This window comes from Yersinia sp. 2545 StPb PI (assembly GCF_052217125.1).
GTDB lineage: Bacteria > Pseudomonadota > Gammaproteobacteria > Enterobacterales > Enterobacteriaceae > Yersinia > Yersinia enterocolitica_E.
This window is the reverse complement of the sequence record NZ_JAZGPY010000001.1, coordinates 2,265,464-2,278,357: the sequence shown is the minus strand read 5'-3', so window position 1 is coordinate 2,278,357 and position 12,894 is coordinate 2,265,464. Positions and strand designations below refer to the sequence as shown.

Genomic DNA, 12,894 nt, shown 5'->3' with positions numbered 1-12,894 from the left:
ACATCTATATAAGCTTTGCCTGCGCTACTGGCTTATTTTCTGCATTTTAACTGAAAGCATTTAGCCCCCCAGCCACACAAATTCGATAACTGACAAAAATGCACTCTGCTAGAATTTCAGTATTAGTTCAAATAATTCGTTAACCGTCAGAGGCACCCATTACTACTTTGGTCTCTGCGTGACAAGCAATGTGAAGGTATAAATTAATGATTACTACTGACGGTAACAGTGCAGTAGCTTCTGTGGCCTATCGCGCCAGCGAAGTTATTGCTATCTACCCTATTACACCCAGTTCTACCATGGCAGAGCTTGCTGATGCATGGTCAGGTGATGGTAAAGTCAATATTTGGGGAGACGTTCCCCGCGTGGTTGAAATGCAGTCAGAAGGCGGCGCCATTGCCACTGTGCATGGCGCACTACAAACTGGCGCGCTGTCGACCTCCTTTACCTCTTCGCAGGGATTGCTGTTGATGATCCCCACGTTGTATAAGTTAGCGGGTGAACTGACCCCTTTCGTACTGCATGTTGCAGCCCGAACCATTGCGACTCATGCCTTATCCATCTTTGGTGATCACTCCGATGTTATGGCCGTGCGCCAGACCGGTTGTGCCATGCTGTGCGCCAGCAGCGTGCAAGAAGCGCAGGATTTCGCCCTGATTTCACAGGTAGCGACGCTCAATAGTCGCATTCCATTTATTCATTTCTTTGATGGTTTCCGCACCTCACATGAAATCAATAAAATTGTGCCACTCGATGATGACACGCTACGCCAATTATTGCCGCAAAAAGGGATAGATGGCCACCGCAGCCGAGCGCTGTCACCGGAGAGTCCGGTTGTGCGCGGTACCTCTGCCAACCCTGATACCTATTTCCAGTCGCGTGAAGCGACCAACCCTTGGTATAACAACACCTATCAGCATGTTGCTGATGCCATGGCCGCTTTTGCCGAGGCCACTGGGCGCGAATATAAACCATTTGAATATTACGGCCACCCACAGGCGGAGCGTGTCATTATCTTAATGGGTTCCGCTATCGGCACCTGCGAAGAAGTGATCGATACTTTGTTGACGCGCGGCGAAAAAGTCGGCGTGCTTAAAGTGCGTCTATTCCGCCCTTTCTCTGCGGCGCAGCTGTTGAGTGTCTTACCCCAATCAGTAATAAAAGTGGCCGTGTTGGATCGCACCAAAGAACCGGGTGCACTGGCCGAGCCACTCTATCTTGATGTGATGACCGCATTGGCTGAAGCCTATAGCCGTGGCGAACGCGCCACATTACCGAAAGTGATTGGTGGTCGTTATGGTTTGTCTTCCAAGGAGTTTGGCCCTGATTGTGCTCTCGCCATTTTCAAAGAGTTGACATTGGATTTGCCTCGTCCACGTTTCACCGTAGGGATTTTTGATGATGTTACTGGTCTGTCATTGCCATTGACTGACGAAAAGATAGAACAACGCGCCACACTGGAGGCGCTGTTCTATGGCCTGGGCAGTGATGGTTCGGTCTCTGCCACTAAAAACAACATCAAGATAATCGGCAACAGTACCTCACTGTATGCACAGGGTTATTTTGTTTATGACTCGAAAAAAGCGGGTGGCCTGACGGTCTCGCACTTGCGCGTCAGTGAAACTCCGATCAATTCCGCCTATTTGGTCAGCCACGCCGATTTTGTCGGTTGCCACCAGTTGCAGTTTATTGATATCTACCAAATGGCCGAACGGCTGAAACCGGGTGGTATCTTCCTGATTAATACCCCATTCAGTGCAGACGAAATGTGGTCTCGCCTACCACAAGAAGTGCAGGCCGTATTGCACCAGCGCAATGCACGGCTGTTTGTGATCAATGCAGCCAAAATTGCCCGTGAATGCAAACTGGGCGCTCGTATTAATACCGTGATGCAGATGGCGTTCTTCCATCTGACACAGATTTTACCCACTGCGATGGCGCAACAGCAGTTGCGGGCCGCAATTGATCGTAGCTACAGTAATAAAGGGCCAGAAATTGTCACGCGCAACTGGCAGGCACTGGATGCGACCCTTGATGCACTGATTGAAATCCCGCTACAACCGATTAATGAAAATAGCCCGATGCGGCCACCGATCGTCTCCGATCAAGCACCTGATTTCGTCAAAACAGTTACCGCAACCATGTTGGCTGGTTTGGGGGACGCACTGCCAGTATCAGCCTTCCCGCCTGATGGAACCTGGCCGGTGGGTACGACCCAGTGGGAAAAACGCAATATTGCAGAAAATATTCCTATCTGGCAGCCCGACCTCTGTACCCAGTGCAACCACTGCGTTGCCGCCTGCCCACACTCAGCAATCCGTGCCAAAGTGGTACCGCCAGAGGCTATGTCTGGTGCACCTGACAGCTTGCAGTCACTCGATGTCAAAGCCCGTGATATGCGTGGGCAGAAGTATGTGTTACAAGTTGCGCCGGAAGATTGCACCGGATGTAACCTGTGCTATGAAGTCTGTCCGGCCAAAGATCGCCAGAATCCTGAAATCAAAGCCATCAACATGCAACCACGGCTGGAGCACCTGGTGGAAGAAAAAACACACTATGACTTCTTCCTCAAATTGCCGGAAATCGATAAAACCCAAATGGAACGTATTGATATCCGTACGTCACAATTGATTTCCCCGCTGTTTGAATACTCTGGAGCCTGTTCGGGTTGTGGCGAAACACCGTATATTAAGCTGTTGACCCAGTTATATGGCGATCGTCTGTTAATTGCCAACGCCACCGGTTGCTCATCAATCTATGGCGGCAATCTACCTACCACGCCTTATACCACCAACGCCGATGGCCGTGGTCCGGCATGGGCTAACTCACTGTTCGAAGATAATGCCGAGTTCGGTCTGGGCTTCCGCCTCACCGTCGATCAGCATCGTCAGCGGGTAACTCGCCTAATCAACCAACTGGCACCACAGTTACCGCAAGAGCTGGTCGATCAGTTAATTCTTCAGGATGCCACGCCAGAAGTACGCCGTGAGCAAGTCTCTCAATTGCGTCAGCTATTGCGTGACATCCCAGGCAATGATGCTCAACAATTGGCAACCGATGCGGATTATTTAGTCGATAAATCCATCTGGTTGATTGGTGGCGATGGCTGGGCATATGACATTGGTTTTGGTGGACTTGACCATGTATTGAGCCTAACAGAAAACGTCAATGTGCTGGTGCTCGATACCCAGTGTTACTCCAACACCGGCGGCCAGCAATCTAAAGCGACCCCGCTCGGGGCGGTCACTAAATTTGGTGAGCATGGCAAACGTAAGGCGCGCAAAGACTTAGGCGTCAGTATGATGATGTATGGCCATGTCTATGTTGCCCAGATTTCGCTGGGAGCGCAGCTCAATCAGACGGTAAAAGCCATTCAAGAAGCGGAAGCTTATCCTGGCCCATCGCTGATTATCGCTTACAGTCCGTGTGAGGAGCATGGTTATGATTTGGCCTACAGCCATGATCAGATGAAGCAATTAACCGCCACCGGTTTCTGGCCGCTATACCGCTTTGACCCACGCCGCACTGACGAAGGCAAAGCGGCCTTGGCATTGGACTCCCGCCCACCAAGCAGTGACCTGACCACCACACTGCTGAATGAGCAACGTTTCCGCCGACTCAATACCCAAGAGCCGGAGGTGGCGGCACAGTTGTACGCGGCGGCGGAGAAAGACTTGAAAAAACGCTACGACTTCCTGAGCTTACTGGCAGGGAAAACAGAAAAAACCGCCTCTGAGGGATAAGTCCACTCAGTATCAACATCGTTTATCAGCAGGATAACAACGCCTCATTCGGGGCGTTGTACTGCGGGTTTTGATTCTGGGGGCACCCTATTCTATTGTTTTTCTCGTACTGAGTATTCCCCCATAAATCAATGGGGGAATAGCAGAATGGGTCAAAGGTGATATTACCGCGTTAACTTAATAGATAAATAAAATCAGAGATTGGTTACATCTATATACAGGGCGTTATTGATATTGGTAGAAGAAACCGTTGCTTCACTAAACGCGTACTCTTCCCTATCCCCGTCACGATCTAACGGCAGGTTGACGAAATCAAAAAGGTTACGGTCAGCTAACTGGCTTGGGCTTACGTTTTGTATTGACTTAAATACACTCTCAACCCGTCCCGGATCTTTTTTATCCCATTCGCCTAGCATGGTTTTAATCGCCTGGCGTTGCAAATTCTCCTGCGAACCACACAGGTTACATGGAATTATTGGAAAAGTTTTATACTCAGAATACTTAATCAGGTCTTTCTCGCGGCAATATGCCAGCGGCCTGATAACAATATTACGTCCATCGTCAGAACGTAATTTTGGCGGCATCGCTTTCATGCGTGCACCATGGAAAATATTCAAAAATAGCGTTTCAACAATGTCATCCATATGGTGACCGAGCGCGATTTTTGTAGCGCCAATCTTCTCCGCAAATGAATACAATGTTCCTCTGCGTAGACGAGAACATAGCCCGCAGGTTGTTTTACCTTCAGGTATTTTCTCTTTAACAACCGAATAAGTATCTTTATCCACAATATAATAAGGGATATTAAGGCTTTCAAGATACTCAGGCAGAATATGCTCAGGAAAACCGGGCTGTTTTTGGTCTAAATTTACCGCAATAACATCGAACTTGATCGGCGCAACCTTTTGTAGGCCGAGCAGGATGTCCAACATTGCAAACGAGTCCTTCCCACCACTCATGCATGCCATTACAACGTCATTATCTTCGATCATGTTGTAATCGGTGATAGCGTTGCCGACATTTCTCCGAATGCGCTTCTGGAGTTTATTGAACTCAAGGGTTTCTTTTCTTGTATCTTCTTGATTCATAAATACTTATCAGGTCTCTAATAACGTTCAGAGCGACTAATTCCGAGTGAAAAAGTAAAGCGTTATTATACGTAAGTTTATGCATCCATGAAACAGTAGAAATTGCAGCAACCCTGAGCAGGTTGAAAGGAATTAAATATCTTGCTAAAAATGCATAAAAAAAATGCCGATGTTGAGACAACATCGGCATCGTAACAATTATGTGCTATGCAGTAATTCAAAATAAAAGTATTACAAATATGGAGCGCAACGCCCATCGCTTGACGTTGCATTCACCTGCACAGTGATAATGCCTGAGTCATTACCATCAAATCTTGATGTGGCTCAATTTTGCAGTGATTAACCCTATCTCTGGCACACTCTTTTACGCGCCTACCGCTTCATTATTAGAGCCATTTACTGCGCTTTAACCACCAGGCAACACCTAACACCAAAGCCACCAACATCATGCAAAAAGTCGCAAAACCAAAAGAGTCGGTATTACCGGGGATCCCACCAAGGTTGACCCCAAACAAACCGGTCAAAAAGGTCGTCGGTAAAAAGACCATTGCCAAAAGCGACATGGTATAGGTCCGCCGGTTCATCGCATCAGCCATTAATGAACTAATTTCATCAGACAGCACTGCCGTGCGGGCGATGCTTGAATCTAAATCCTCTAATCCACGGCCCAGCCGTTCTGAGATTTCCTGCATTCGACGCCGATCATCATCATTCATCCAGGGCAAACGCTCGCTGGCCAATCGAGAAAATACATCGCGTTGTGGTGCCATATAGCGGCGTAACACAATTAGCTGCTTGCGTAATAATGCCATTTGCCCACGCTGGGGGATTTTTTGCTCCAGTAAATCATCTTCAAGATCGATAATTTTGTCGTGTAAGTCTTCGATAAACTCACTGGTATGGTCGGTCAGGCCATCGACAATCTCCACCAGCCAATTACCACTGTCTGTCGGGCCAGTGCCGCTTTGCAGGTCATTTAGTACATCATCGATGGAGTAAACCTTACGATGGCGAGTTGAGACGATTAATTTGTCTGTGATATAGACCCTAATCGTCACTAACTGATCGGGACGGGCATCGGTGTTAAAGTTAATACCACGCAAGGTTATCATCGTGCCATCACCCAGCCGGGTGACCTTAGGACGCACACTCTCCCCCGCCAGACCATCACGCACCACCTCTGGCAGTAAGGGTGTATTTTGCAACCAGGCTGCACTTTGCGGATAGGTATAATCCAGATGCAACCAGCAAGGCTGCTCCGCTGTGGCGACCGCATCAACACTTATTGACGTCACCCCCCCTTTACCATCGAGTTGATAGGCATAAACCGCATCAGAGACTTGAAGTGCTTTCCCTTCGACTACATCCACAACAACATCCTCTATTTCGGAATTTATCATGCAATTAGCTCAGTGTAGCGCTAGCCACCCGATCTTTAAAGGTGATGAACCAGGATAGCTCGCCGCAGCCATAACAGAACCGTCTGACACTAAGAAAACGCAATGTTAAATGTAGTAAAATGATCTAAACATAAAGTGACCAGATAGATTTAATTATCTCATCACCACTGAGAGAAAATTAAAAAAATAGAAAAAGCCGCCAATTAATACTGGCGGCCTAACTGTCAGAAATACACCAGCTTTAGTGCTTGATGATATACATCGTCTGACTGTATGCCACATCCTCAGGGTTAGTGATTGGATAACCTTTCACCCACGGCTTAATTAAACGGCCATTGGTAAATTGATATATAGGTGCGATAGGTACTTGCTCGGCAATAATCTGTTCAGCTTTATTATAATCATCACTCAGTGCTTTAGCATTGGTCTGTTTACCCGCTTCATTGAGTAACTTATCATAATCTACACTATTAAATTTCGCGATATTTCCGCTGTGTGTGGATGTCAGCAGTGACAGGAAGGTAGACGGCTCATTATAGTCACCGACCCATGACGCACGAACCACATCAAAATTACCGGTGTTACGGCTGTCAATATATGTCTTCCATTCCTGGTTAATCATTTTGACATCCACACCCAATGTTTTCTTCCACATAGAAGCAATGGCAATGGCTAATTTCTGATTATTATCAGAGGTATTATACAAGAGGGATAATGTTAACGGCTTATCAGGGCCATAGCCCGCAGCATGCAGCAATGCTTTGGCTTGTGCGTTCAATTCATCCTGATCTTGCTGCTGCAATAAATTTGCAACCGGATGGTAGCCGGCAGTAACATCAGGCGTAAAGTGATAAGCTGGCTTCTCTCCAGTACCTAATACTTTTTCAGCAATGATTTTACGATCTATCGCATAAGATAATGCTTTACGTACGCGAATATCATTGGTTGGTGCACGTTGCGTATTAAAGGCGTAATAATAGGTTCCTAGCTGATCAGGCGTATAAACCTGGTCAGGAATATCTTTTAGCAACTTCTGATATAAATTTTTCGGGAATGATTCTGTAATATCAATATCACCCGCACGATAACGTTTAGTGGCATTTGCTTCCTGATTAATTGGAATAAACGTTACTTTGGTCAGCACCGTATGCGCATGGTCCCAATAATGTTCATTCGGTACTAAGACCAATTTCTCATTGACGACTCTATCTTGTAATTTAAATGCGCCATTGCCTACCAGATTACCGACTTTGGTCCAATCATTACCATATTGTTCAACAACAGACTGGGGTACCGGGAATAAACTGAAATTTGCTGTCAGACTTGGGAAATAAGGTACTGGTTTACTGAGTTTGACTTTTAAGGTGTGATTATTAATAGCACTCACCCCTAGCGTGTCGGGTGACATTTTCCCTGAAATAATTTGCTGTGCATTCTCCATCCCCGCTAATTCAGCGAACCAGGCAAAAGGAGATAAACTTTTAGGGTCAACTAATCGACGCCAGCTGTAAACAAAGTCCTGTGCAGTGACCGGTGAGCCGTTAGACCATTTAGCGTCTTTACGTAAAGTAAATATATAGGTTTGGTTATCTGTTGTTTGCCAGCTTAATGCCACTCCGGGAATTATTTGGCCCTGAGCATCCTGATTCACTAAGCCTTCAAACAGGTCACGCGCGACCTGAGCCTCAATGAGCCCCACGGCTTTCATCGGATCAAGGGAGGCTGGCTCATCTTTAATATGACGAACGATTTCTTGTTTTTCTGCCAATACGGTACCCGCAGGAACATCAGCAGCATTTGCTGCGCCCAACGCGGTGCCCACTAATGCGGCACACAATGCATAACGGAAATAGCGCATAATCGATAACCTTATCGTTGTTGTCCATGTCAGCGAAAGCAGCCCCTGACTGCTCATAACGTTAACTACTCACAGCGCGTACCAACATATTCTATGTAGGTAATATTCAGCCATGACCTTGGGGTTACTGTGTGTGTAAATTTAACGCATCATTATTTCTAGATCTATTTATTTAAAGTAAATCAAACAGTAAAGCTTCAACATCAACTCAACACGTTGTCGATATAAACTAGCAGATTAAACCCTATACTGACGATGATAAAATATAGCTCACCACGGCAACATCAAAAGTAAACTGCATTCAACAATACAATCAGCGACTGACGTTAGCCTTTATGGTTCTCTGAACCATTGCCATCAGCATCAAAAATAACTAATTGATTCAAAGAAATAATATTAAATGCTATGTTGAAAGTATTATAAATATGTTCAGGATAACAGAGAACATTATGACTCAATATCGACCTCGTTCAGCACGAGGAAATTTGTTCACCTTAGGCCAACACTACGGCCAATCGCTGCTGGGGGCACCGCTGCTTTACTTCCCTGCCCCCACGTCATCTGTGAACACCGGGTTGATTATCGCCGGCACCCATGGCGATGAAAGTGCGGCCATTGTTGCCCTTTCCTGCGCGTTACGCACTATTGCCCCGGAACAACAGCGCCATCATGTGGTATTAGCAGTGAACCCGGATGGTTGCCAATTAGGGTTACGTGCTAATGCCAATGGTGTTGATCTTAATCGCAATTTCCCGGCAAAAAACTGGCAACCAGGCGAGACGGTTTATCGCTGGAACAGTGCCGCTGATGCACGTGATGTCCGGTTATTGACGGGCGAACACGCAGGTTCAGAGCCAGAAACACAAGCTTTATGCGCCTTGATTGAGCAACTTGCTCCCCGCTGGGTCGTCTCATTCCATGAGCCGTTGGCCTGCATTGAAGACCCTGATAGCTCTGTGCTAGGGGCTCGGTTGGCAGCCAATTTCGCATTACCGCTCGTTAACAGTGTCGGTTACGCCACACCGGGGTCATTTGGTAGCTGGTGCGCTGATCGCAATTTGCCGTGTATCACCGCAGAATTACCGCCAATTTCCGCCGATGCGGCCAGTGAATGTTATCTGGCTGCATTGGTGGATTTACTCACGTTGGCGGATTAAACCGACAAATCGATCGCCCCTGTTGAGAAGTGCAACCCACCCTCAATGTCCTGTTCCAACCATGTCGGGCCGTCGAGATCAACAAACCGCGCGCCCAGTGCCAGTGGCAAGGCCGCTCGTATGGCGCGGGAAGTACACAACATGCAACCGAGCATAATGGCAAATCCCTGTGATTTTGCCTGCTCGGCTAGCAATAACGCTTCGGTTAACCCGCCACTTTTGTCCAGTTTAATGTTTACCATGTCATAGCGGCCAACCAGTCCGGCTAAATCCGCCCGCGTATGGCAGCTTTCGTCAGCACAAATCGGCAACGGATGAATAAAATTCTGCAAGCTATCATCTTCACCGGCCGGTAGCGGCTGTTCCAGCATCGCCACACCTAAATCTGCCAGTAACTGGCAACGGGCAACCAGCCCTTCGGTTTGCCAGGATTCATTGGCATCCACGATTAAGGTCACTTCTGGCGCAGCACTGCGGATCGCCACTAAACGCTCAGCAATAAGATGGTCATCAAGTTTTATTTTCAACAATCTGGCGCCAAGATGTGCCAATGCACTGGCACTGTACGCCATCGCTTCTGGCGTGCCGATACTGACTGTTTGAGCCATTGAAATATGGGGAATAGCCGTTGTCTGGCTCATATGCCACAAACTTTGCTGGCTCTGTAAACATTCCAACTGCCACAGTGCACAATCCACCGCATTCCTGGCGGCCCCTGCGGATAATAGCGGCTGTAAATCCTGCCGTGAAATGCCACCTTCTATGGCATTAACAACCAAGGCGAGCTGTGCCATGACCGATGATTCACTTTCACCATAATGTGGATATGGCGTACATTCGCCGCAAGCCAGGATGCCGTCCTCTTCAATCTCGACGACCACCACTTTGGCTTCTGTGCGGCTACCACGGGAAATAACAAACGCAGAATGTAAAGGCCATGCCTCAGGGTAGAAACGCATTGTTCTCAATTATGGCTCCTTGGCAAAATTCGGGTTTGAGTATCAGACGTTAGAACCTAACGTAAGCGAAATCTCAATTATTTAGCAAATTTCTCATATCCAAGCCGCCATTGTTACCTTAAACTGAACTTCGTGTTACACATCTGTAAAAGGGATCAAATAATGACACAGACCGTACATTTTCAAGGCAATCCAGTGACTGTTGCAGGTCAACTGCCACAAGCTGGCGATAAAGCAAAAGACTTTACTTTGGTTGCGAAAGATTTATCTGATGTTGCCCTGAGCAGCTTCATTGGCAAACGTAAAGTCCTGAATATCTTCCCAAGTATTGATACCGGCGTTTGTGCGGCATCGGTACGTAAATTCAATCAATTGGCTGGCGAACTTGAGAACACTGTCGTTCTTTGTATCTCCTCTGACCTGCCATTCGCTCAATCACGCTTTTGCGGTGCTGAAGGCCTGAGCAACGTAACGACCTTATCAACGCTGCGTGGCGCCGATTTCAAACAAGCTTATGGTGTGGCCATTACCGAAGGCCCATTGGCTGGTTTGACTGCGCGTGCTGTGGTGGTTCTGGATGGGCAAGATAACGTTATCTACAGTGAACTGGTTAACGAAATCACCACTGAACCAAACTATGATGCCGCCCTGGCAGCATTGAAGTAACTGGTTAACTTGGGTTTAACTAATCCGGAGCATTAACTCAAAACGGCTGGCCCATCTGGGTACAGCCGTTTTTTAATACAATCCGTTTTTAATACAATCCGTTTTTAATACAATCCATTTATAGCAACGTATTGCTCTGTTGCTTACTCTTCTTCGCTGTTATCACTGACTGGCCGCTTACTGCTTAAACCATATTCGCGCAACTTGTTGGCAATCGCGGTATGCGAGACGCCAAGGCGCTTGGCCAATTTACGTGTACTGGGATAATTACGATAAAGACGGGTCAGCACTGAGCGTTCAAAGCGTTTGCTGATGTCATCAAGCGAACCATCAAGCACTTCGTCCCCCAGTACGGCTTCAACTTCGAACTCCGGCAAGATAATGTCCTGGGGCCGTAGTTCGAAACCGTCCAATTGGGTCAGAGCGCGATAAATGGCATTTTTCAACTGCCGTACATTGCCGGGCCAACCATAATTAGTCAGAAAACTGCTCAGTTCAGGAGCCAACTTCGGCCGTGGCACGCCTTGTTCGTCCGAAAAGCGGGCAACGAACAATTCGGTCAGTGGCATGATATCAGCCTGACGCTCACGCAATGGTGGCAAGGTGATAGTCAGCACATTAAGGCGATAATAGAGATCTTCACGAAACTCACCACGCTGAACCAACTCCACCAGGTTCTTTTGCGTGGCGCAAATAACCCGAACATCGACATGCACTTCATGTTCTTCCCCGACACGGCGGAAGGTACCATCGTTTAGGAATCGCAACAGTTTGATTTGCATGCGCGGCGACATTTCGCCGATTTCATCCAGTAGCACCGAGCCACCATTCGCCTGCTCAAAGAAGCCTTTTTTACCTTCGATGGCATTCGGGTAAGCCCCGGCTGCATAGCCGAATAGCTCGCTTTCTACCACATCGTCCGGCATTGAAGCACAATTAAGGCCAAGGAAAGGCATTTTCCCGCGCGGGCTACGCAAGTGACAGGCGTGAGCCAAGAGATCTTTACCAGTACCGGTATCACCGACCAATAGCAAGGGGGCATCCAGCATCGCCAATTTACGGGCTTGCTCAAGCACTTGGCGCATCTTAACGCTGGTGGCAACAATCTGTTTAAATTCAGTATCATCGTTAACTGATAAGATTTGTAACTGTTTACCCATGCGCGCCGTGGATTTTAACATCACCACTGCACCCACTGTTTGGTTCTGCTGATGCTCGTCTTCAAGCTCGATGGGGGTTATCTCCATCAGGTAATCCTGATTGTTGATCAACACCCGTTCGGTATGAGGCGCGGTTTCCCCCCCTTCAAACCAACGGGCAAAGTTATATCCCCCGAGCAGGCTGCCGGCAGTTTTGTGGCGAATACGCTCCTCATGAAGGGAGAAAAGCTCACGGGCCGCAGGGTTCGCTAACTCAAGATTACCTCTTAAATCAATGGAGAATACCGGTTCTGGCATCGATTCAAGTAACGCTCGCAGCGCGCGGTGTTCACGTTCTGATGGCATAAAGGAGACGGTTCGAACGTCTGTTACCCCCTCGATACGTCGAATATCCATCATTAAAGCACTGAATACACTGAAATCCAGTTGAGAAAAGTTCAGGTAAATACGCCCTATCGGATCAATTTCGATCCCCCGTAAATCAATGCTGCGTAAAACCAAGAGATCAAGTAACTCTCTGGTGAGACCGAGTCGGTCTTCACAAAAAACTTCCAAGCGCATCAGTATCGACCTTATATAGTGCAGGTGCGGAGTCTCTGCTTATGATAATACCCTGTCCCCCCTTGCTGATGAAGCAGTCTGTCAGCAAAAGTTGACAGGAATCGGGTTTTTGCTGATTTTTTCCCCGACCAATACTAGCAAGGTAAGATTTTCAGCGCCTGTGCGCTATACATCTAGCGAGTTATTAGTTTTTATAAGAATAATTCAGAATAATATAATGCCTGACTGTATCAGTCCCTTCGTCAAGGTGAGGTGACACTTTGCATTCCATCGGCCAACTGGCTATAGTAGAGGTAGCCATA

8 protein-coding genes are annotated in these 12,894 nt (G+C 47.5%); 3 read left to right on the top strand and 5 right to left on the bottom strand.

From position 1 onward, the window contains the following. Positions 1-206: 206 nt before the first annotated feature. Positions 207-3,743 carry a pyruvate:ferredoxin (flavodoxin) oxidoreductase gene (gene nifJ / locus V1955_RS10600; RefSeq protein ID WP_442820870.1) on the top strand — a complete coding sequence of 1,179 codons (3,537 nt, stop codon included), beginning with the start codon at positions 207-209 and terminating at the stop codon, positions 3,741-3,743. A 194-nt stretch (positions 3,744-3,937) separates the two neighbouring features. Here the strand turns inward: nifJ and ttcA are convergent, their stop codons facing one another. The 3 genes from ttcA to V1955_RS10585 all read right to left on the bottom strand — a co-directional run bounded on the left by ttcA (position 3,938) and on the right by V1955_RS10585 (position 8,089). Next, the gene (ttcA, locus tag V1955_RS10595; RefSeq protein WP_083158780.1) at positions 3,938-4,831 is read right to left on the bottom strand and encodes a tRNA 2-thiocytidine(32) synthetase TtcA; all 894 of its coding nucleotides are present in this window, start codon (positions 4,829-4,831) and stop codon (positions 3,938-3,940) included. Positions 4,832-5,217: 386 nt separating this feature from the next. Then, positions 5,218-6,201, bottom strand: a complete 984-nt coding sequence (gene zntB / locus V1955_RS10590) for a zinc transporter ZntB (protein WP_083158779.1) — start codon at positions 6,199-6,201, stop codon at positions 5,218-5,220. 271 nt (positions 6,202-6,472) lie between these two features. Continuing rightward, entirely contained in the window at positions 6,473-8,089 is a 1,617-nt protein-coding gene (locus V1955_RS10585) for a peptide ABC transporter substrate-binding protein (RefSeq protein WP_083158778.1), read from the bottom strand. 449 nt (positions 8,090-8,538) lie between these two features. Between V1955_RS10585 and mpaA the strand changes: the two genes are divergently transcribed. After that, a complete protein-coding gene (mpaA, locus tag V1955_RS10580; protein ID WP_083158777.1) occupies positions 8,539-9,246 on the top strand; it encodes a murein tripeptide amidase MpaA in 708 nt (235 codons plus the stop codon). Here mpaA and ycjG read toward each other — a convergent pair. Further along, positions 9,243-10,214 (bottom strand): L-Ala-D/L-Glu epimerase, encoded by a 972-nt coding sequence (gene ycjG / locus V1955_RS10575; protein ID WP_442820869.1) that lies wholly within the window; start codon positions 10,212-10,214, stop codon positions 9,243-9,245. The two genes, mpaA and ycjG, sit on opposite strands and share 4 nt — an antisense overlap. A gap of 153 nt (positions 10,215-10,367) precedes the next feature. Between ycjG and tpx the strand changes: the two genes are divergently transcribed. Further along, positions 10,368-10,871, top strand: a complete 504-nt coding sequence (tpx, locus tag V1955_RS10570) for a thiol peroxidase (protein ID WP_083158775.1) — start codon at positions 10,368-10,370, stop codon at positions 10,869-10,871. Positions 10,872-11,014: 143 nt separating this feature from the next. On the opposite strand, the gene tyrR is transcribed toward tpx, so the two are convergent. Continuing rightward, on the bottom strand, positions 11,015-12,592 hold the full coding sequence (gene tyrR / locus V1955_RS10565) for a transcriptional regulator TyrR (RefSeq protein ID WP_083158774.1): 1,578 nt from the start codon (positions 12,590-12,592) through the stop codon (positions 11,015-11,017). Positions 12,593-12,894 lie beyond the last annotated feature (302 nt).

Excerpts from the sequence above, each read along its gene's own strand:
- nifJ (WP_442820870.1), top strand. The coding sequence starts at position 207 with ATGATTACTACTGACGGTAACAGTGCAGTAGCTTCTGTGGCCTATCGC.
- ttcA (WP_083158780.1), bottom strand. The coding sequence starts at position 4,831 with ATGAATCAAGAAGATACAAGAAAAGAAACCCTTGAGTTCAATAAACTC.
- V1955_RS10585 (WP_083158778.1), bottom strand. The coding sequence starts at position 8,089 with ATGCGCTATTTCCGTTATGCATTGTGTGCCGCATTAGTGGGCACCGCG.
- mpaA (WP_083158777.1), top strand. The coding sequence starts at position 8,539 with ATGACTCAATATCGACCTCGTTCAGCACGAGGAAATTTGTTCACCTTA.
- tpx (WP_083158775.1), top strand. The coding sequence starts at position 10,368 with ATGACACAGACCGTACATTTTCAAGGCAATCCAGTGACTGTTGCAGGT.
- tyrR (WP_083158774.1), bottom strand. The coding sequence starts at position 12,592 with ATGCGCTTGGAAGTTTTTTGTGAAGACCGACTCGGTCTCACCAGAGAG.